The 21,028-nt window shown below is 48.7% G+C and carries 15 protein-coding genes; 8 read left to right on the forward strand and 7 right to left on the reverse strand.

The annotated features are described in order from the left end of the window. Together BMZ71_RS09995 and BMZ71_RS10000 are read right to left on the reverse strand one after the other, a co-directional pair. Positions 1-1,250: alanine/glycine:cation symporter family protein (locus BMZ71_RS09995; RefSeq protein WP_093234135.1), on the reverse strand; the 1,250-nt coding region annotated here is incomplete at its 3' end. Positions 1,251-1,592: 342 nt separating this feature from the next. After that, the gene (locus BMZ71_RS10000) at positions 1,593-1,943 is read right to left on the reverse strand and encodes a YtxH domain-containing protein (RefSeq protein ID WP_086989956.1); all 351 of its coding nucleotides are present in this window, start codon (positions 1,941-1,943) and stop codon (positions 1,593-1,595) included. A 331-nt stretch (positions 1,944-2,274) separates the two neighbouring features. Here BMZ71_RS10000 and BMZ71_RS10005 point away from each other — a divergent pair, with 331 nt between their 5' ends. Then, the gene (locus BMZ71_RS10005; RefSeq protein ID WP_086989958.1) at positions 2,275-2,607 is read left to right on the forward strand and encodes a hypothetical protein; all 333 of its coding nucleotides are present in this window, start codon (positions 2,275-2,277) and stop codon (positions 2,605-2,607) included. Positions 2,608-3,028: 421 nt separating this feature from the next. After that, complete coding sequence (locus tag BMZ71_RS10010; protein ID WP_086989959.1) at positions 3,029-4,459, forward strand: 6-phospho-beta-glucosidase; 1,431 nt, start codon at positions 3,029-3,031, stop codon at positions 4,457-4,459. A gap of 326 nt (positions 4,460-4,785) precedes the next feature. On the opposite strand, the gene BMZ71_RS10015 is transcribed toward BMZ71_RS10010, so the two are convergent. Continuing rightward, positions 4,786-5,508, reverse strand: a complete 723-nt coding sequence (locus BMZ71_RS10015) for a Fic family protein (protein ID WP_086989962.1) — start codon at positions 5,506-5,508, stop codon at positions 4,786-4,788. A 250-nt stretch (positions 5,509-5,758) separates the two neighbouring features. Further along, on the reverse strand, positions 5,759-6,916 hold the full coding sequence (locus BMZ71_RS10020; RefSeq protein ID WP_086989965.1) for an ROK family transcriptional regulator: 1,158 nt from the start codon (positions 6,914-6,916) through the stop codon (positions 5,759-5,761). A gap of 145 nt (positions 6,917-7,061) precedes the next feature. On the opposite strand from BMZ71_RS10020, the gene xylA reads away from it, so the two are divergent. The 4 genes from xylA to BMZ71_RS10040 all read left to right on the forward strand — a co-directional run bounded on the left by xylA (position 7,062) and on the right by BMZ71_RS10040 (position 12,661). Continuing rightward, positions 7,062-8,369, forward strand: a complete 1,308-nt coding sequence (gene xylA / locus BMZ71_RS10025; RefSeq protein WP_086989968.1) for a xylose isomerase — start codon at positions 7,062-7,064, stop codon at positions 8,367-8,369. Positions 8,370-8,394: 25 nt separating this feature from the next. Continuing rightward, a complete protein-coding gene (xylB, locus tag BMZ71_RS10030; protein WP_086989971.1) occupies positions 8,395-9,888 on the forward strand; it encodes a xylulokinase in 1,494 nt (497 codons plus the stop codon). Between the two features lie 203 nt (positions 9,889-10,091). Next, positions 10,092-11,180 carry a multiple monosaccharide ABC transporter substrate-binding protein gene (gene chvE, locus BMZ71_RS10035; protein WP_086989973.1) on the forward strand — a complete coding sequence of 363 codons (1,089 nt, stop codon included), beginning with the start codon at positions 10,092-10,094 and terminating at the stop codon, positions 11,178-11,180. A gap of 383 nt (positions 11,181-11,563) precedes the next feature. Further along, the gene (locus tag BMZ71_RS10040; protein WP_086989975.1) at positions 11,564-12,661 is read left to right on the forward strand and encodes a DgaE family pyridoxal phosphate-dependent ammonia lyase; all 1,098 of its coding nucleotides are present in this window, start codon (positions 11,564-11,566) and stop codon (positions 12,659-12,661) included. Positions 12,662-12,972: 311 nt separating this feature from the next. On the opposite strand, the gene BMZ71_RS10045 is transcribed toward BMZ71_RS10040, so the two are convergent. The 3 genes from BMZ71_RS10045 to BMZ71_RS10055 are packed head-to-tail and all read right to left on the reverse strand — an operon-like array spanning position 12,973 to position 18,027. Next, on the reverse strand, positions 12,973-14,601 hold the full coding sequence (locus tag BMZ71_RS10045; protein ID WP_086989978.1) for a glycoside hydrolase family 13 protein: 1,629 nt from the start codon (positions 14,599-14,601) through the stop codon (positions 12,973-12,975). Then, complete coding sequence (locus BMZ71_RS10050; RefSeq protein ID WP_086989981.1) at positions 14,598-16,223, reverse strand: glycoside hydrolase family 13 protein; 1,626 nt, start codon at positions 16,221-16,223, stop codon at positions 14,598-14,600. The genes BMZ71_RS10045 and BMZ71_RS10050 overlap by 4 nt, the downstream gene beginning before the upstream one ends. 40 nt (positions 16,224-16,263) lie before the next feature. Beyond that, positions 16,264-18,027 carry a glycoside hydrolase family 13 protein gene (locus BMZ71_RS10055; protein WP_086989983.1) on the reverse strand — a complete coding sequence of 588 codons (1,764 nt, stop codon included), beginning with the start codon at positions 18,025-18,027 and terminating at the stop codon, positions 16,264-16,266. Between the two features lie 298 nt (positions 18,028-18,325). Here BMZ71_RS10055 and BMZ71_RS10060 point away from each other — a divergent pair, with 298 nt between their 5' ends. Continuing rightward, the gene (locus tag BMZ71_RS10060) at positions 18,326-19,600 is read left to right on the forward strand and encodes an extracellular solute-binding protein (protein ID WP_086989986.1); all 1,275 of its coding nucleotides are present in this window, start codon (positions 18,326-18,328) and stop codon (positions 19,598-19,600) included. A 76-nt stretch (positions 19,601-19,676) separates the two neighbouring features. Continuing rightward, the gene (locus tag BMZ71_RS10065) at positions 19,677-21,026 is read left to right on the forward strand and encodes a carbohydrate ABC transporter permease (protein ID WP_086989999.1); all 1,350 of its coding nucleotides are present in this window, start codon (positions 19,677-19,679) and stop codon (positions 21,024-21,026) included. Positions 21,027-21,028: the final 2 nt, after the last annotated feature.

The following is a 21,028-nucleotide window of genomic DNA, read 5'->3' on the forward strand; positions in this document are numbered from 1 at the left end:
TCGGCAAGCATCCAAACGATATCGACTTCCTGCAAGGCGCCCAGGAATATGAAGATTGCCACCAGAATCTGATAAGGCAGAACACCTTTCGTTCCGAACAGGTATTTGATGTTCGATTCGCCGAAGTAGTACCAGCCGATGATCGTCGTGAAGGCGAAGAAAGTCAGACAGATGGCCAAAAGGACGGATCCACTACCTCCGAAAGCGATTGAGAAGGCGGCTTGGGTCACTTGTGCACCTTTCAGCGCTGGATCCATGTAGGATTCAGTAACCAAAATGATCAGTGCTGTAGCGGAACAGACGACGACGGTATCGATGAAGACACCAACCATCGCTGCCAAACCTTGTTGTACCGGGTGATCGACGTGCGCCACAGCATGCGCGTGCGGTGTCGAACCCATTCCAGCTTCGTTCGAGAACAGACCGCGCGCCACACCTTTTTGGACTGCGGCTCTTACGGAAGCACCGGCGATACCACCGATTGCAGCTTGGGGTGAAAAGGCTCCGACAAAAATCATTTTGAGAGCAGGGACCACATTATCGCGGAAAAGGAATAAAATAACGAGACTGGAAACGATGTAAACAAGCGCCATGATCGGAACCACGAATTCGGCGAAAGATGCAATACGCTTCATTCCACCTGCAAAAATCAGGATAGCTGCCAAAGCAACCAGGAAGCCGGTCACCCATTCCGGAATGGCGAAGGCGGTAGTCACTGCCGATGCGATCGAGTTGGATTGGACCATGTTACCGATGAAACCCAACGCTACGATAAGTGAGACGGAGAAGAATTTAGCCAAAGCATTGGAACCGACCCCTTTGGAAAGGTAGAACGCCGGTCCACCGACGAGATCGCCCTTGTTGCGATCGCGCATGCGGTAGACCTGAGCTAAGATTGCTTCGTTAAAAATCGTACCCATACCGAGGAAAGCGGACACCCACATCCAGAAAATCGCTCCTGGTCCGCCGCCGAGGATGGCTGTCGCCACACCCGCAACGTTCCCTGTCCCGACTTGGGCGGCTATGGCGGTCGCGAGAGCTTGGAAAGAAGACATCGAACCTTCCTGAGAAGCGTCCTTATTGAATAATTTACCGAAAACTTGTTTAAAAGCTTCCCACATGCGCGTGATTTGCGGAAAACCGAAGCGGATCGAGAAGTACAATCCGGCGAACAAGAGGCCATACGTCAGAAAGTAGTCCCATAAGAGAACATTCACATAGTCCGCCAAAAAATTATATAGTGCATCCATAAAATACCAAATCCTCCAATAAGTGCTTTCACACCATTTTGTTATGTATCTTTGATATTCTATCGATATCACAGGACGGTGTCAATGTAATTGTGAAACTTTCATTAGAGAAAACGCAATCAAAAAAGGGAATGATTAGAATTTTGTGATTAAAAACACATGTTTGCTGTGGGGAATAATGTTTTGCCCCTGTGAGTCACGAAGCGCCGTTCAGATGAAATGCTCCCCAGCCCCATAATCAAAAAAGCGAGAACGCATAATGTGAATGCATCCTCGCTTTTACAGTTATCAAGTTGTTTAAGTTAATGACATGGAACTATAAAGTCACTTCTTCATCTACGCTCATAATGTCTTCAGCGCTTCCTCGATCGGATCAAGTTTGTCCGACTCGGTCGCTTGCGCTTCCGTTTCCGCATCGAATCTTACCTCTGCCTCAGGAGCTTTTGCGGCGAATTTTTGCTTCACTGTGTCGGTCGTTTCCTGGGCCTTTTCTTTGACTTGCTCGACGGCCTCTTTCGCAGTTTCTTTGGCGGTTTCCGTGGCCTGATCGGCGTAGTCCATCACCTTGTCCAACGCTTCATCGGCTTTGTCGGCCAAATCTTTGCGGATGTCCTTACCAGGCTTCGGTGACAGCAGCAGGGCAATCCCTCCGCCGATCACAAGCCCTTTGACGAAACTAGAAAATTTTCCCATTGTCGGTTCCTCCTTTATTTAGTCCAAATACCACTATGCAAATGAACGGATTGGATGCTTGAAGAAAAAATAAAGACGATTTTACACCTTCAGTATAAGTCACGCCCAAAATTAAACAAAACAAAAACCACTGGCGCGCTCTAAATACCGCTCATTTTCCTGTTGATCTGAACCAAATTCAAACAGTAACAGAATACTGACTCTATGGTTTTTGTACGTTTGGGAAAATTGTACAGCCGCTCGGATGGGCGTATAATCGAGTTGAAGAAACCATCTGATAACACAATTGTAAAGTGCGTCTGTTCTGGTACAGAAAAGAGGGGAAACCATTGTGAAGAATCGACTTCTTCCGCAAACGTCCAAAGGCAAATGGTCCGTGAGTTTGTTTGCTGCGTTCCTTGTGCTGGGGATTGCAGCGAACCGGATTTCTTCCGCGATAGGAAATAGCATCGAATATCCCAATCTGATCAACAGCCCCTTGTTGGGGAGCGTGATCTATCTTGCTTTTACGGCTGCGATCCTCGCGTCATTGATGGGAATCCTGGCCGTAAAGAAGGATCAGGAGCGCTCGATTTTGGTGTTTCTGTTGATACCGATCGGCCTGTTCTTCTTGGTCGCTATCGTGGGGTTTATGCTTGCGAATCTGATCGGCCCGCCGGACTGACAAGACAGCTAAGGCGCTCTCTAGCGGGGCGTCTTTTTTGTTTGGGGATGTGGGTGTGCTTCGAACATTCAGGAATACCAACTTGAACCGAGGTGCTCAACTCCGGTGAGCGGCTGCTGGCCGGAGGTGATGATCTTTTTGGAACTCCTCCTCCGGCAGAAGGAGCGTTCACAGGAGGAAAAGACCATACGCTCTCCGAAGTAAGGCAAGCGTGCCTTCTCTTTTGACTGTGAGTACACAATAATTTGATTCCTTGTCTAACAATATTTACATTTTTCGCCCAAAAGTGTTAGTATTATTAATGTAACCGATACCGGGAAGCTTCTATCAATTGGTAGCGGTCGCTGGAAGCTTTTGCATAAGCGAAAGTGATGAACAGCTCATTCAATTATTCTGTATAAAAGATCGAGGAGGATGGCAAATGGCTTTAAGAGAAGACTTTTTATGGGGCGGCGCTACTGCTGCCAATCAATGTGAGGGTGGATACAACGCAGGCGGACGCGGCTTAGCGAACGTCGACGTTGTTCCCGTCGGCAAGGACAGAGGGGCTGTCATCACAGGCAAAATGAAAATGTTTGATTTTGATGATGAGCATTTCTATCCTGCGTTGGAAGCTATCGACATGTATCACCGCTATAAAGAAGACATCGCACTATTTGGCGAAATGGGCTTCAAAACATACCGTTTATCAATCGCGTGGACACGCATCTTCCCTAATGGAGACGAGGCCGAGCCGAATGAAGAAGGTCTGAAATTCTACGAAGACTTATTCAAAGAGTGCCATAAATACGGAATCGAGCCATTAGTGACAATCACCCATTTCGATTGCCCGATGCACTTAATCAAAGAGTACGGCGGCTGGCGCAACCGCAAGATGGTCGGATTCTATGAAAATCTGTGCCACGCCATCTTCAACCGCTACAAAGGTCTGGTTAAATATTGGTTGACTTTTAATGAAATCAACATGATTCTGCACGCGCCATTCATGGGTGCTGGTCTGTACTTCGAAGAAGGCGAAAACGAAGAGCAAGTCAAATTCCAATCTGCGCACCATGAGTTGGTTGCCAGCGCAATCGCTACCCGCATCGCGCATGAAGTGGATCCTGAAAACCAAGTGGGCTGTATGTTGGCCGCCGGGAACTACTATCCATATACGTGCGATCCTAAAGACGTCTTCAAAGCGCAAGAAGAAGACCGCGAAAACTACTTCTTCATCGATGTGCAATCACGCGGCGAATACCCTGCTTACGCGCTGAAAAAATTGGAGCGCGAAGGCATCGAAATCCAGATGGAGGAAGGCGACAAAGAAATCCTGAAAGCAAACACAGTCGATTTCATTTCCTTCTCCTACTATTCTTCACGCGTAGCTTCCGCTGATCCTGAAGTGAACGCAAAAACAGCAGGCAACATTTTTGAATCCGTGAAAAATCCTTATTTGGATGCGAGCGAGTGGGGATGGCAGATCGATCCATTGGGCCTGCGCATCACGATGAATGCGATGTACGATCGCTACCAAAAACCATTGTTCATCGTTGAAAATGGCTTGGGAGCTGTCGATGTGCCGGACGAAAACGGCTATGTCGAAGACGATTACCGCATCGCCTACATGGCGGCGCATATCGAAGCCATGAAAGATGCCGTGAACTTGGATGGCGTCGACCTGTTGGGTTACACCAGCTGGGGCTGTATCGACCTTGTCAGCGCGGGAACGGGCGAAATGAAGAAACGTTACGGTTTCATCTACGTCGACCGCGACAACGAAGGCAATGGTACGCTGAAACGTACGAAGAAAAAATCCTTCGACTGGTACAAACAAGTCATAGCCAGCAACGGAGAAGATTTGTCCATCTAAGGGCAGATTAGTTCGCTTGCTAGGGCAAGCAGGAATAGTATAAAGAAAAAAAGAGCAACAATGAGGCGAAAATGCCTAGCTGTTGCTCTTTTTTGTGGGTTACCCACTGTTGCGGGGTGTCTTCTCCGGCGAGGGCCGGCTCCCCGGAGAACGGTCGGTATGTTCCGCGCTCTCCTCCTGCGAGCTTGCCCCTAATCGGAGCACAGATCTGAAATGTGGGTCGTCCTCCGGCGAACGGAGGCTACGCCGGAGAACGGGATTGTGGTCAAAAGAAAGAGAAGGAGGATGCCCAATCGAATCGGGCATCCTTCTTCTCTTTGGTTGTGTCACTCAATCTGTTTGATTTGCTCTTGATCCATGTTTTGGAATGCTTTCATTCGCTTCTGCTCTTTTGCTAATATTTCCTTGGCAAAAGACATAAAACCATCTAAATCTTGCTTAGCTAGCAATTCGATATAAGTTGCCTTTGTTTCTTTTTCAATAATCAGAGGTGGGAATCCCTCTTGAAGCAATGAGTAATTCATAATGACACGCCCTGTGCGTCCGTTACCATCGGAAAAAGGGTGGATCCGTTCAAATTGGATGTGTGCATCTAAAATGCGCTCTAATTTTTCTTCATCAGTAGCTGCGTTCTCCAACCGGTATTCCAGGTTGTCCACTAACTGTTGGACCAGAAATGGCGTTTCTGATGGTGAAGCCGTCTGGAATTCTGCCCCTATAATCAAGTTTTCGTTCTTTTTGAACTGGCCTTTATCGTATTGAAGCCGATCGGTTAAATCGGCATGAACCTCTTTGATTATGGATACCGAGAGCGTGTCGTTACTCTCCAAATGATCCAACATGTTAGAAAAGGCTTGTTTATGGTTTTCAATTTCATAAAATTCGCGCACGGTCGCCCCGCTACTGATTGGGAGAGTACCATTTAAAATAATCGAGACTGTCGCCGGCAACGAAATCGTATTTCCTTCTATCCCTGCGGAGTGGTGGGCAAGACGCACTAGCATATCATCTAAATAGTTTTGTGGCATTTTATTTAAAAATCCGTTCATAAAACCCAACCTCCTCTTCTTCATATTCCAACACTATCATACCGAAATGCTATCTCAATGTACAAACATTTCTCCCCCAAAATGCTATAGAACAAGCATATCCACCCGAGCGCCTCCCCCATAATGTTAAAGTGGTAAAATGTTAGGATGGTAAAATGGTACAGTGTTACAAAGACACAAAGTGAAGCTGAATCTGAATTAAATGAGCTAGACAAAACCACCCGTGCAGGGAGCGCAGGTGGTTTTGATTTTAGTTGTCTGTATTCATTTTTAGGTTCTGAATGTTCAGGAAATTCTGCGTGGACTTGGCAACACCCCCGAACAAGGTCGCTTTCCGCTTGAGCGAACTGTTGACGACAGGAGTCTCGTGCGAAAATTTCCCTTTGAGATCGTTCTTGAGGATCTGGATCAACTCAGGAATCTGCGAATAGATGGAACTGTTGATCACCACTAGATCGGGTTCGTAGATCACCGCCAGATTATTGACGGCGATGCTCAAATAATGCGCATTGGTCCGAAGTGTTTTTTGGACAACAGGATCGCCTTTTTTGTAGCATTCGATCACCACGGACGAATTGAGGTCAGGCAACGCAAGCATCTGTTCCAATTCGCTGTAGATGGCCTGATGGGATGCGTACTGTTCGAGGCAACCGTCATTGCCGCAAGGACACTTTCGGCCATCGGGGTAGAGGATGCTGTGGCCAATTTCACCAGCTATACCTTTTTTCCCGGTCCTCAGTTTCCCATTTTCGACAATTCCGGCTCCGATGCCCGTATGGATGCTCAGGCTGACGACGCTGTCCGAAATGGATCCAAAAGTATATTCACCGAGCGCCGCCAGATTCGCTTCATTTTCCAAATATACATAAAAGGGATAAATTTCTTCTAATTGTGCCTTCAGATTGCTCTGCAAAGTATAGTTGGGCGTAAAGATGATTTCTTCCTGAGTGACGAGTCCGTGGATCGCAACGCAGAGTCCCGTGATGCCGTGAGGCGTTTCCACCGCATGTTGCGTCAATTTTTCAACCATTTCCGTGATATAGGCGAGGACATTGTCAGAAGAAACTTTGATGCCTTTGATTTCGGACTCATAAAGGACCTTTCCATCAATGTAGGCGATGAGCCCTTCTACATAATTAGGTGCAACATCCAATGAAAGGGTCAGTGCAGCTTTCCCGTTGAAAGTGAGCATGATGGGCTTTCGGCCACCAATTCTTGCTGCATCGCCGATCCGGTCTTCATGAACCAGCTCGTCTTCCAACAGTTTTTTGGTGATTGAGGATACGGAAGCCTTATTCAGACCGGCAAGGACGGATAATTCAGCGCGGGAAATTTCTTTCTGGCTGATGATGGCATTCAAAATGGTTGCCTCGTTGTTTTCGCGGATCGTATATTTGCTTTGAATCAATAAAACCACTCCTTCTTCCTTCGTTATCTATCATATATCTTCTGAAAGCGCTTGACAACAAAAAAATAATCGTTTATATTATGTTCATGAGTTAGTTGAGCGAACTAACCTAAAGACAAGATAACATTTTTGAGGAGGAAAAGAAATGAGTTATTTTTCAAAAGTAGATAAAATTAAATATGAAGGCGCTTCCGCGGAGAATCCGTTTGCGTTCCGCCATTACAATCCATCAGAAGTTGTGATGGGCAAAACAATGAAGGAGCATTTACGCTTTGGTGTCGCTTACTGGCACACAATGACGCAGGACGGCTCCGATCCTTTCGGAAGTCCTACGAACATCCGCACATGGGAAGGTTCCACTCCAATGGAAACCGCAAAGAACCGCGTGGAAGCTTTCTTTGAAATTTTGGAAAAACTGGATGTTGAATTCTTCTGCTTCCACGATGTCGATATCGCACCGGAAGGAAATTCACTTGAAGAATTCTTCAATAACATCGATGAAATCACGGACCTGATCAAAGAGAAGATGGATCAAACCGGCATCAAACTGTTGTGGAACACAGCAAACATGTTCTCCCACCCACGTTATGTGAACGGGGCAGCTTCCTCCAACAGCGCTGAAGTTTTTGCCTATGCGGCAGCACAAGTCAAAAAAGGTTTGGACATCAGCAAGAAATTGGGCGGCGCAAACTACGTCTTCTGGGGCGGCCGTGAAGGCTATGAGTCCTTGTTGAATACGGATATGAAATTCGAGCAGGACAACATTGCCCGCTTGTTCAAAATGGCAGTTGCTTACGGCGAGAAGATCGGCCACAAACCACAGTTCCTGATTGAACCAAAACCGATGGAGCCGTCGAAACACCAATATGACTTCGATGCGGCAACAACAATGGCCTTTATCCAAAAATATGGTTTGGAAGGCGATTTCAAGCTGAACCTGGAAGCGAACCATGCGACCTTGGCTGGACATACATTTGAACATGAAATGAATGTGGCCCGTTGCTACGATGCGCTGGGATCCATCGATGCCAACCAAGGCGACATGCTGTTAGGCTGGGATACAGACGAATTCCCGACGAACATCTACGATACGACATTGGCTATGTATGAAATCCTTGAAAACGGTGGGATTGCGCCGGGCGGAATCAACTTCGATTCCAAAGTACGCCGCTCTTCATTCGAGATGGAAGATCTGTTGTTGGCACATATCGCTGGAATGGACACTTTTGCCCGCGGATTGAAAGCTGCTGCTAAGTTGAAAGAAGAACGCTTCTTCGACGATCTGAAAGACAAACGCTATGCCAGCTACAATGAAGGGATCGGCGCAAGAATCTTGTCGGATGAAGAAACTTTGGAATCATTGACAGAATATTCCCTTCAAAACGGAGACATCAAATTGGAATCAAGCCATCTTGAATTCGTCAAATCCCGTTTGAACGATTACTTGGTATAAACAGCGCAGAACAGGAGCAAAAATTATGGCGTATGTGTTAGGAATAGACTTGGGTACAAGTTCATTGAAAGGGTTGATGCTGGATGAGCATGGCAAGGCAGTAGCTTCCGCACAGAAAGATTATCCGCTGATTCATCCAAAATCCGGCTACAGCGAGCAGGATCCAGGACAATGGATCCTGGCCTGCGAATATGTACTGGACAAGCTGAAGGCTGAAGTTGCAGACTTCACTGCACAACTGCAAGGAATCAGTTTCTCCGGCCAGATGCACAGTTTAGTTGTGCTGGATGAAGACAATAATGTCCTCCGCAATGCGATTCTGTGGAACGACGTCAGGACAACCAAACAGTGCAAGTCGATTACGGATGCCTTCGGGGATGAGTTGCTTGCGATCACGAAAAACATCGCGTTGGAAGGGTTCACTTTGCCGAAGATTCTGTGGATCCAGGAAAATGAGCCGGAAATCTGGGAAAAGGTGCGGCACATGCTGCTGCCGAAGGATTATCTGGGCTATTGGATGACTGGCACCATGCATATGGACTACTCGGATGCAGCCGGCACGCTGCTTCTGGATGTGGAAAAGAAAGAATGGTCCAAAGCCATTCTCGAAAAATTCCGCATCCCGGAAACCCATCTGCCTGAATTGATCGTCTCATCGGGCATGACCGGAAGCTTGCGATCGGAACTGGCAAACCGCTTCGGCTTTGAAAAGGAAGTGAAGATTTTTGCAGGTGGCGCGGATAACGCCTGCGCTGCGATCGGCGCCGGTATCGTGGATGCTGAGACAGGTATGGCCAGTATCGGCACGTCCGGCGTGTTCCTCGCATTCGAGGATTCCGCTGAGCAGGATTACCAAGGCAAATTGCACCTGTTCAATCATACCATTGAGAACGGCTACTACTCGATGGGCGTCACTTTGGCGGCGGGCCACAGCCTGAACTGGTTCAAAGATACTTTCGCGCCGGACAGCACGTTCGAAGAACTGCTTGAAGGCATGGATGCGATCAAACCGGGTGCAGATGGCTTGCTGTTCACCCCGTATATCGTTGGGGAACGCACGCCGCATGTCGACAGCCGGATCCGCGGCAGTTTCATCGGAATGGATACGAATCATACGATCAAACATTTTGGACGAGCGGTTCTGGAAGGAATCACCTTCTCCTTGAAGGATTCGCAAGTATTGATGGAACAAGTGGCGGGCAAGTCCTTCAAGCGGATCGTTTCCGTCGGTGGAGGCGCCAAAAATCCGGATTGGCTGCAGATCCAAGCAGATGTTTTCGATGCCGAAATCGCCTGTCTGGAAGTCGAACAGGGACCTGGACTGGGCGCGGCAATGCTGGCTGCGGTCGGACTCGGATGGTTCCCGACAGTGACTGCTTGCGCGGACGTGTTTGTTGCCTATAAAGATGTCGTCCAACCGATTCCGGAAAACGTCGTAGCCTATGAAAAAGCCTACGCACTCTACACGCAAGTCTACGGAGCTACAAAAGAATTGTGTCATGCATTAGCGAAAGAATAACCGTCTGTTTATGCGGAAGTTTGTATGTGCAACGTTAAGATTTTGGGTTTGAATCATGGGAACGAATCGTAGCTGGATGGTTTTACACCATCTAGCCACGATTCGCGAAGTGGTGCCAGGAAACGGATAATCCATTTAATGTAAGCGTTATCCCTTTGAGCGTGGTAAAGATGTAAAATTAATCAGCAGTGGAGGAATTCGGAATGAAATTCAGTTTGAAAAAAGGTATCCTTGCAACAGCAACTTTGTTATCTGCAGTGGTCTTGGGAGCTTGCGGAAGTGGTAACGCTTCTACCGGAGAAAGTGGTTATGTTGGGATTGCGATGCCAACAAAATCGATGGAACGATGGATTTCGGACGGCAACAACATGGTGACAGAATTGGAGAAGCTGGGTTATAAAACGGACTTGCAGTACGGGGAAGACAAAGTCGAAAATCAGATTGCGCAAATCGAGAACATGATAACGAAAGGCGTCGATCTTTTGGTTATAGCCCCAATCGATGGTTCTGCTTTAACAAACGTTTTGGAAAAAGCTGCGAACGAGGATATTGAAGTCATCGCTTACGACCGTCTGTTGATGAATTCCGAGCATGTGGATTATTATGCCACATTCGACAACTTCGGCGTTGGGGTTCTACAGGCTTCATATATCGAAGATGCATTAAACTTGAGCGAAGGTGAAGGCCCTTATAATATCGAATTATTCAGTGGATCTCCGGATGACAATAACGCTCTGATCAATTACGATGGTGTGATGTCTGTGTTCCAACAGTACCTGGACAGCGGCCAACTGGTCGTGCATTCCGGTCAAACAAAATTCAGCCAAATCGCAACACTGCGTTGGGACGGTTCGACTGCCCAAGGACGGATGGATAATCTGTTGAGCGCAAACTATACAGATAAAACATTGGATGCCGTCTTGTCTCCCAATGATACGATCAGTCTAGGGGTTATCTCTTCTTTGAAAGGGGTGGGCTACGGCTCCGCAGACAAACCGATGCCGGTCATCACAGGACAAGATGCAGACCAAGCAGGCGTGAAATCGATCATTGCAGGTGAACAAACGCAGACTGTATTCAAAGATACACGTATCTTGGCTAAAAATACAATCGAGATGATTGAAGCCATCTTCAAAGGTGAAGAAGTTCCGGTAAATGACACCGAAACCTATGACAACAGCGTTAAAGTGGTCCCGACCTATTTGGCAAACCCGATCTCTGTCGACAAAGAGAACTATAAGGCAGAACTGATCGAAACGGAATATTATACAGAAGTAGATTTAGCGCAGTAAGCGATAGGAACGAATGCAGGCTGCCTCATTTCGAGGCGGCCTTTCGTCGTTCTCCTCCGGTGAACGGAGGCTTTGCCGGAGCACGGCCCGCATTTTGAGTCTGTGCTCCGATGAGGACGGACTCGCAGGAGGAGAACCCGTAAGATACCGCTGAACTCCGGCGAGGGGAGCCTCACCGGAGGGGGGCATCGATTCAAATGGGCAACTCCAACAAACGAAATTTTGAAGATAATTGTACAGCAACGAATGGCTGATGTATGATGATGTTATACAACATTATCCAGGGAATCAGAATAGGACAGCCTACTTTTAGGGTCGGTGAAGGAAATCCGATAGCTGCAACGAATATCCAAGAATCCCTATCATTATTGGAGGACAATGCTATGACGGTCAGTTATGAGAAGTTTGATTTGAAGGAAGTTATCAATGCTTCCGGTCGGATGACGATTTTGGGTGTATCGAAAGTATCGCAAGCTGTTCTGGCTGCCCAACAATATGGGGGAGAACACTTTTTTGAGATGGAAGATCTGTCGGTGAAAGTCGGCGCTTATTTGGCTGGTTTGCTCAAAGCAGAAGACGCCCAAGTTGTGTCTTCTGCTTCGGCGGGCATCGCCCAATCTGTGGCAGGAGTCATCGGCAAAGGCAGCTTGTTTCATGTCTACCATCCTTATGCAGAAACAATCACGCAGCGGGAAATCATTTTGCCCAAAGGCCACAATGTGGATTACGGTACGCCGGTTGAAGTCATGGTTCAGCAAGGGGGCGGCAAAGTCGTAGAAGCCGGATATGCAAATGTGTGTACTCCGGAGCATGTGGAAATGATGATCACCAAGGAAACGGCGGCCCTGCTTTATGTCAAAAGCCACCATACCGTGCAGAAAAGCATGCTGACGGTGGACGAAATGGTGGCAGTGGCCCGAAAGTACGACTTGTCGGTGATTGTCGACGCCGCAGCGGAAGAAGATTTGTTCGGCTATTATGCAGTGGGGGCGGACTTGGTGATCTACTCAGGAGCCAAAGCGATTGAAGGCCCTAGCGCCGGCTTGGTCGTCGGCAAAAAAAGCGCGGTTGAATGGGTGCGGCTGCAAGATAAGGGGATTGGCCGGGCCATGAAGATCGGCAAAGACAATATTCTGGGGTTTGCCCAAGCCGTGGAAGATTATCTGGCTAATGGCAGCGAAAGCGGCGAATCGATGAAGGCGCGTCTAGCGCCCTTTATCGAAGCGGTCAATCAAATACCCGCTTTACAAGCTACGGTTGTGCAAGACAGCGCCGGCCGGGAGATCTTTCGGGGCAGTGTCAAGGTGTCTGGAGAAATAGATGCCAAAGAAGTCATCCGTCAGTTAAAAACGCAAAATCCGGCGATCTATGCGCGCGAATATCAAGCCAATAACGGCATCATCGAGTTTGATATCCGTTCCGTCAACCAAACGGAAATGATGAAGATTGTGCAGCGGTTGCGGGAAATTTTGGGAGAATAGGAACAAGGGATTCACGCCGTTTATCATTGGAAAAGAAGCGAAGGCAATGTATGTTGAAGAACCAGAAAAACAAACAGCGAATGGACAACCTATTGTAGGCGTTCCATTCGCTGTTTGTTTTTTGTGGCACTCGATTGTCCTCCTCCGGCGAACGGAGGCTTTGCCGGAGGTCGGCCCACATTCAGGGGACTGTGCTCCGACTAGGACAGGCTCGCAGGAGAAGCGCCTGCAAATTACCGCTGTCCTCCGGTGTGGGAACCCTCACCGGAGCAGGGCACCCAATCCGTCGCGCAACTCCGATAAGCAGGCAATCAGCCGATTTCCTCAAACACCCAAGCATCGTAGGGCTGCATCTGCAGCCGCTTTGCAACAGCAGGCACGTCCGTTGTATTCGTCGACAGCAACTGCCATTTTTTGTTGGCAACCCGTGTCGGCAGATCGACTTGGCAAGGGTTGCGGCTCAGGTTCGTGAGCACGAGCACCTGTTTTGTGTCCGATTTCCGCAGATAGGCAAAGACCTGCGGATGATTTTTCAGAATCAGTTCGAACGTTCCCTCGGCGTAGACGGGCTGCGCCTTCCGCAACCGGATCAGGTGCTTGTAATGGCTCAAAACGGACTGCTCGTCCTTTTCCTGATCAAAAATGTTCACCTGCGTGGTGTTCGTATTGACGGCCATCCAGGGCAGCAACTCGGAAAAGCCGCCGAACATGCCGCCTTCCCACTGCAGCGGGGTGCGCGAATGGTCCCGCGTCCAGTGAGTGACGTTGCGCAAGGCATCTTCCGGGGAGACACCGCTGTCCAAGAGAATCCGGTAAAGATTATGCGAATCTTGGGCGTCGACTTGCTCCATCGACTCGAAAGCGAAATTGGTCATGCCGATTTCCTGACCTTGATAGATAAAGGGCGTCCCTTTCAGCAGCATGTACATCGTCGCAATCGCTTTGGCAGATTTGGGCGATTCGTCCCCCAGAATCGAAGCGATCCGCGGATTGTCATGGTTCTCCACGTACAGGGCGTTCCATCCGTTCGACCCCAAGTCCTTCTGCCAACGGGAAAGCACCTTTTTGAACCCCAACAAATTGAGCCGTTCCGCACCCGGCTGGCCTTCGCGCACATTATGCTCCAACTCGAAGATCATGTTCAAATAGCCGTCCTCTTTTGTCCAATGCACCGCTTTTTTGCTGGAGACGCCGCTTGCTTCCCCGACCGTCATGATGGGATAAGCATCAAAAATCTCCTTCAGTTCCTGCATATAGACTTCAATCCCCGCAACATTCATGAAAGGAGCCCATGGATTGTCGGTGATTCTGAAATCCCAGGGTTCTTTCTGGATATGGCTGATTGCATCCAAACGGAAGCCGTCGATCCCCAAGTCCAGCCACCAGCGGATCATCCGGTAGATTTCTTCCCGCACTTGCGGGTTTTTCCAGTTCAAATCGGGCTGTTCCGGCGCAAAGACATGGAAATAGGCCTGGCCCGAGTTGTCATCGTAAGTCCAGGTCGAGCCGCCGAAGAAGCTTTGCCAAGCGTTCGGCAGCTTGTTTTCCGTGGCATCCGCCCACAAATAATAGTCGCGGTAAGGATTGTCTTTGCCTTTTTTTGCTTCCAGAAACCAAGGATGCTGGTCGCTCGTATGGTTCACGACCAGATCCATGATGATTTTGATGCCTGCAGCATGGGCTTTGCCCAACAGTTCCTCGAAATCGGCCATCGTCCCGAAATCGGGATGGATGTCCTGATAGTCGGAAATGTCATAGCCGTTGTCGACATTCGGCGAAGCGTAAACAGGGTTCAGCCAGATGAAATCCACGCCCAATGATTGCAGATAGGGTAGTTTTTCGATGATCCCCTGCAAGTCGCCGATGCCGTCGTGGTTGGCGTCCCGGAAACTCCGGGGGTAAATCTGATAGCCTACCGCATTTTTCCACCATCTGCTCATGCGCTCACCTTCACCACGAAAGCTTGCCAAGGCTTCAGTTGGATGTCCTTCAAACTGGTAATCTCATTCCCGTCATTCTGGATGATCACTTCGGCTATCTCGTCTTCAGCCGAGAACGGTTGCGCGGCATCAGAGAAGTTGGCCACGACTAGCCAGCGTTCGCCTTCGTATTCCCGGTAATAGCTGATGACTTCGTCGACCGTATCGACCAGCTCGAATTCGCCCCAAATTATAATTGGGTTTTCTTTGCGCAAGCGGATCAGTTTTTGGTACGTATAAAAGATCGAATCCGGATCGGCCAACGCAGCTTCCGCATTGATGGCCGGATAATTTTTGTTCACGGCAATCCAAGGGGTGCCTGTCGTAAATCCGCCGTGGGAAGAAGCGTTCCACTGCATCGGGCGGCGGGCATTGTCGCGGCCTTTGGCATTGATGGAAGCCAGGATATCTGCTTCGGAATAGCCTTTCGCCAAGCGCTCGTTGTACATATTGAGCGTTTCGATGTCCCTTGCTTCGGCAATATCAGTGATCGGCGTATTGGTCATGCCGATTTCTTCGCCTTGATAGATGTAGGGCGTGCCTTTCATCATGTGCAACAGGATCGCCAGCATTTTCGCGCTCTCCGAACGGTATTCCTGGTCATTTCCCCAGCGCGAAAGCATCCGCGGCAAATCGTGGTTGTTCCAGAACAGGGAATTCCAGCCGTCGTGCCCGAGTTCGGTTTGCCATTTCGCCAGAATCCGTTTCAGTTCGGCGACTTTCATCGGCTGCAGATCCCATTTCTCGCCGTTCGATTTTTGGTCCAGGCCGATATGTTCGAATTGGAAGACCATCGACAGTTCGTTGCGCTCAGGAGCAGAGTACAGTTTGGCGATTTCCGGGGTCGCTCCCCAGGTTTCGCCGACGGTCAGCAGGTCGTGGTTGCCGAAAGTCGCTTGCTGCATTTCCTGCAGGAATTCATGCAGCTGCGGTCCGTTGCCGGTGATGCCTTTCTCGGGGATTTTTCCGATCAGGTCGATGACATCCATGCGGAAGCCGCCGATGCCTTTAGCGATCCAGCGATTCATCATCGCGTAGATTTCCTGGCGCATTTTTGGATTCTGCCAGTTCAGGTCCGGCTGTTTTTTGCTGAAAAGATGCAAGTAATATTGACCGCTCGCCGCATCCCATTCCCAAGCCGGACCGGAGAAGGCGGAGCCCAATCCGTTCGGCACGCCGCCGTCCGCGGCAGGATCAGCCCAGACGTAATAGTCGCGGTACGGATTGTCTTTGCCTTTTTTGGCTTCGATAAACCAGGCGTGCTCATCCGAAGTATGGTTGACCACCAGATCCATCACCACTTTGATGTTGCGCTTTTCGGCTTCCGCGATAAAATGCTCCATCTCTTCCATCGTGCCGAACTCGTCGAGAATGGCTTCGTAGTCGGAAATATCATACCCGTTGTCGTCGTTCGGCGACTGGTAGACAGGCGAAAGCCAAATCGCTCCGATACCCAATTTTTCCAGATAGTCCAATTTTTCGGTCATGCCGGCGATATCACCGATGCCGTCGCCGTTGCTGTCCCTGAAGCTCCGCGGATAGATCTGATAAACGACAACCTCTTGCCACCAATATTTTTTCATGCTGCAACCTCATCTCTTATTAATTCTAAATAGGCAGTGATTATTCTTTCATCAACACAAAACCTTTGCGCGCCAATTCGACGGCCCCGTCCGATACGTCCGCAAGGTTCGAGAACAAAGCCTCTCCGATCAGCTCGACCCGTGCCGTGTGCTCGCCGGTATTGAAGGCGCCGCGGATGACCTCGCCGCCCAGCATGCGCTCAAAGATGACTACGCCGGATTCTTCGGATACCTGGCGCCAATAAACAGTGCCTTCCGAAAGGATTTTTTGTTGCTCTTTGCGGATCCCGTTCAGTTCTTTCACGAAACGGTGCAGATCGCGATCCTGTTTTTCTTCTTCCCAGACCATGCACTTTCGGCAATCCGGGTCCATCCCGCCAGTCAAGCCGATTTCATCCCCGTAGTACAGGCATGGAACGCCAGGCTGGATATAAGTAAATGCCATCGCTTGTTTCATGACGTCTTTGTCCTCGTTGGCTTCCGTCAATAGACGCGGTGTATCGTGGGAATCGAGGATATTGAATTGCATCTGGTTTGTCTGATTGCGGTAGAGCATCAGCTGGTTGTTCATTTCCGACACCATTTTACTCAATGATAGTTCATTCTTCACGAAATAACCCATGATCGCATCGGTGAAAGCATAGTTCATGACGGCATGGAATTCGTCGCCCTGCAGCCAATTTTGGGAAGAGTGCCAAATCTCGCCGAGAATGTAGAAATCTTTTTTGGCCTCATCGCAGACAATCCGGAATTTTTTCCAAAAAGCGTGGTCGACTTCGTTCGCGACATCCAAACGCCAAGCGTCGATATCGAAAGCTTCGATCCAGTAACGGGCGATGTTCAGCAGATAATCCTGCACTTCCGGATTGGCCGTGTTCAGCTTCGGCATATGCGGGTTGGCGGCAAAGACATCGTAGGTGATGTCGTAGGCATCTTCAAAATTTTCACCGCGTTTGTAGGAAGCCGGAAACTCATTGATGTGGAACCAGTCGACGTATTGCGAATCTTCCCCGTGTGCAAGCACGTCCTGCCATTGCGGCGAAGAATCACCGATATGATTGAAGACGGCATCCAGCATGACTTTCATGCCGCGCTTGTGGCATTCATCCACGAGTTTTTTGAAAGTTTCAGCGTCGCCGAAAGCCGGGTCGATCTTCAGGTAATCGATCGTGTCGTATTTGTGGTTGGAAGAAGCTTCAAAAATCGGACAGAAATAGATACCATTGATACCCAGGTCCTCCAAATAATCAAGCTTGTCGATGACCCCCTGCAGGTCGCCGCCGAAGAAGTTCTCGCGGCTTGGATCTGCCGAACCCCAGGCTAGCGTGCCTTCCGGATCGTTGCTCGGATCCCCGTTGGCAAAGCGTTCCGGAAAAATCTGATACCAAACCGTTTTTTTGACCCATTCCGGTGTTTTGTAGCGATCGACTTCATGGAAGAAGGGCATCCGGAAGTAGTTGTTCGGCATCCGCAAATAGTCTTCTTCTAATGGATAAACGCCGTGATCGCCGTAAAATACGGAAATCCCATCATGGCCCTTCAAGGCAAATGCATAAGACAGGCGCTTTAAGGGGGCCGTGACTTCGACGAACCAGTAATCGTAAAGATCAGTGGAAAGGGTTTTGATCATCTGAAGCGGTTTGCGGAACCACTCTTCTTTGTCCAAAAAATAAGGATCCCCGTAAAGCAAACCCATCTCGCGGACGTCTCCACGAGCAGTACGCAGACGGACGTGCATCGTTTCTGGGTCATATAGGTAGGCAAATTCGCTTTCAGGGCGATGGTAAAGTGCGGAAGTGTTCATAGTAGTATCGGCTCCTTTTCATTCTTTGTTTTCCCACATTGTGTCACATCGCATAGTAGGATGCAAGAACTTTTAGCAATCGGTTGCATTTTGTTTTTTTAGTTAGGGAATGGCGTCCGATGGGTTATTGTTCACCGGAAAAGCTTTATATAACTATATAAGTAAGCTTTTTGGGACGAATCAAACACTGTCGGAAAATGAACCATTTTCTTTTTTTAAGAAATAAAGCTTGACTATTGAAGCAATCGGTTGCATAATCAAACATGTAAAGGAAATTCATTTCAAGGGGGACAAGTAAGTGAAAACGAATTGGAAAAAGTATTTTGGAAGCGGTTTAGTGTTGGGGGCATCTGCTTTAATCTTGGGCGCATGCGGCGGCGCAGCTGATACAAGCGATACAGGCTCAGCTGAAAACACATCCGGAGAAGTCGTTGTGGAAGGCGACGTCAAATTGTGGGTGGACACAGATCACGTGGAAGTCTTCAAAGGGATCGTAGCAGAGTTCGAAAAAGAATTCCCAGAAGTTACGGTTGAAGTGGCGGCAGGAAGCTCAGCTGATGCAAAGAAAGATGTCTCGAAAGATCCAAAAGCAGCGGCTGACGTTTTCATGATGCCGCACGACCAAGTCGGTCAAATGGCTGAAGCAGGTCTGTTATATCCGAACACAAAATATGCAGATGAAGTAAAAGCAAACAATGTGGAGTCGGCTGTCGAAGGCGTAACGTGGAACGATGAGCTTTACGGCTACCCATACGGCGTTGAATCGCAAGTTCTCTACTATAACAAAGCGAAACTGACTGAAGATGATGTGAAGAGCTGGACGACATTGTCTGAAAAAGGCAAAATCGGCACAAACTTTGCTGAAGCAGGAGCCAACTATATCTTCGGACCGCTGTTCATGAGTAACGGTCTTTACTTGTACGGCGAAACCGGTGAAGATCCAAGCGGAACCAACTTTAATGACGAAAAAGGTGCTGAAGTCCTTGCATGGATCGCAGCTCAAAAGAACAATCCAGGCGTGATCCAGTCCGGTGCTGAAGCCTTAGCCAACTTGGAAGCAGGCGTTTCGGACGCATTCCTTTCCGGACCTTGGTCGAAAAATGATGTCACCAAAGCATTGGGCGAAAATATGGGCGTTGCGGCTTACCCGACAGTCGATTTCGGCAGCGGCGAAGTTCAGATGAAAGCTTTCTTGGGTGTTAAATTGTTCGCGGTCAACCAACAGACAGATGCGCCTTTAGCATCCATGGCTTTGGCTAACTACCTGTCCAACGAAACTTCCCAAATGACTGAATTCCAGGAAATGGGCGTCATCCCATCGAACAAAGTCGTTCAGGCAAATGCGGAAGTGCAAGAAGACGTTGTTGCAAAAGCGGTCATGGAAATGTCCCAATCCACTCATTCAGTCGTCATGCCTAAAGTTCCAGAAATCGTTTCCTTCTGGCCAGCAATGGATGCCATCATCAACGATGCATACAAAGGCAACATCACAGCAGACGAATACATGAGTAAACTGGATAAATTGGTCGAAGACACATCCAAAGTAACAGAACCAGAAGAAGAAAAAGAATAAAAATTAAAAAGGGAGGGCGAAAGAGCACGCATCTTTCGTCCCTCTTATTTAAATGATGAAAGTGAGTGGGGAAGCCATGTTCAAGAAAAAAAGTTACGGCCAGCAGATGACCTTTCGGGAGTTGTTCAAAGAAGGGGATGTCGCAACAAAACTTTCCTTTGTTGTCATGGGAGCTGCCAATCTTGCCAATAAACAATACTTAAAAGGTTTGATTTTCCTGTTTTCGCAGATCGCCTTCTTTTATTGGCTGATCCGCAACGGACTGCGGGCGCTGTCCATGTTAGCGACGTTGGGTACCCAATCGCAAGGGCTCGTTTTTGACGAACGCCTAGGAATTGAAGTGCTGCAAGAGGGCGACAACTCGATGTTACTGCTATTATTCGGCATTGCTGCCATTGTGATTTGTTTGCTCCTTGTTGGTTTGTACGTCATCAATCTGAAAAGCGCAAGGAATATCCATGAACTGAAGAAAGCAGGAAAAAAAATCCCGAGCACGATGGATGATTTGGCGAGTTTGTTGAATGAACGATTCCATGCCACCTTGATGACGATTCCGTTGTTGGGCGTACTTTTGTTCACGGTCCTGCCGCTGCTCTACATGATTTCGATCGCCTTCACGAACTATGACCACACGCATCTGCCGCCGAAAAACCTTTTTACCTGGGTCGGCTTTGTAAACTTCGGTAACGTCATTTCCGGAAATATGGCAGACACCTTCTTCCCGGTCTTGGGCTGGACGCTGATTTGGGCGACGTTGGCAACAGTCACTTGCTTTTTCTTCGGCATCCTGCTGGCACTTTTGATCAATACTAAAGGCCTGAAATTCAAAGGCGTTTGGCGCACAATTTTCGTCACCACGATGGCCGTTCCGCAGTTTATTTCACTGTTGGTGATGCGTAATCTCTTGAATGGCGCGGGTCCCATCAACGCGACATTGTTGAACTTGGGCCTGATCGATTCAGCCATTCCATTTTTGACAGATCCGATTTGGGCAAAAATTACCGTCATTGTCGTCAACATGTGGATCGGGATTCCGGCAACGATGCTGGTTTCGACGGGGATCATCCAAAACCTGCCGACGGATCAGATCGAAGCGGCCCGGATCGATGGCGCTAACAAACTGCAGATTTTCAGGAACATCACTTTCCCGCAAATTCTGTTCGTGATGATGCCTGCGTTGATCCAACAGTTCATCGGCAACATCAACAACTTCAACGTCATTTTCCTGTTGACCGGAGGCGGACCTTCGAACTCCGACTTTTACGGCGCGGGTTCGACGGACTTGTTGGTTACGTGGCTGTACAACTTGACGGTCAATACGATGGACTACAATTTGGCATCCGTCATCGGTATCCTGATCTTCATCCTGTCCGCAGTGTTCAGTCTGCTGGCTTACACAAGAACGAATTCATTCAAGGAGGGCTAAAA

Source organism: Trichococcus flocculiformis, from assembly GCF_900113645.1.
Taxonomy (GTDB): domain Bacteria; phylum Bacillota; class Bacilli; order Lactobacillales; family Aerococcaceae; genus Trichococcus; species Trichococcus flocculiformis.

Bases quoted from the DNA above. Each gene is read 5' to 3' on its own strand.
- BMZ71_RS10000 (WP_086989956.1), bottom strand. From the start codon at position 1,943: ATGGGAAAATTTTCTAGTTTCGTCAAAGGGCTTGTGATCGGCGGAGGG.
- BMZ71_RS10050 (WP_086989981.1), bottom strand. From the start codon at position 16,223: ATGAAAAAATATTGGTGGCAAGAGGTTGTCGTTTATCAGATCTATCCG.
- BMZ71_RS10055 (WP_086989983.1), bottom strand. From the start codon at position 18,027: ATGAACACTTCCGCACTTTACCATCGCCCTGAAAGCGAATTTGCCTAC.
- BMZ71_RS10015 (WP_086989962.1), bottom strand. From the start codon at position 5,508: ATGAACGGATTTTTAAATAAAATGCCACAAAACTATTTAGATGATATG.
- chvE (WP_086989973.1), top strand. From the start codon at position 10,092: ATGAAATTCAGTTTGAAAAAAGGTATCCTTGCAACAGCAACTTTGTTA.
- BMZ71_RS10010 (WP_086989959.1), top strand. From the start codon at position 3,029: ATGGCTTTAAGAGAAGACTTTTTATGGGGCGGCGCTACTGCTGCCAAT.
- xylA (WP_086989968.1), top strand. From the start codon at position 7,062: ATGAGTTATTTTTCAAAAGTAGATAAAATTAAATATGAAGGCGCTTCC.
- xylB (WP_086989971.1), top strand. From the start codon at position 8,395: ATGGCGTATGTGTTAGGAATAGACTTGGGTACAAGTTCATTGAAAGGG.
- BMZ71_RS10040 (WP_086989975.1), top strand. From the start codon at position 11,564: ATGACGGTCAGTTATGAGAAGTTTGATTTGAAGGAAGTTATCAATGCT.
- BMZ71_RS10045 (WP_086989978.1), bottom strand. From the start codon at position 14,601: ATGAGCAGATGGTGGAAAAATGCGGTAGGCTATCAGATTTACCCCCGG.
- BMZ71_RS10065 (WP_086989999.1), top strand. From the start codon at position 19,677: ATGTTCAAGAAAAAAAGTTACGGCCAGCAGATGACCTTTCGGGAGTTG.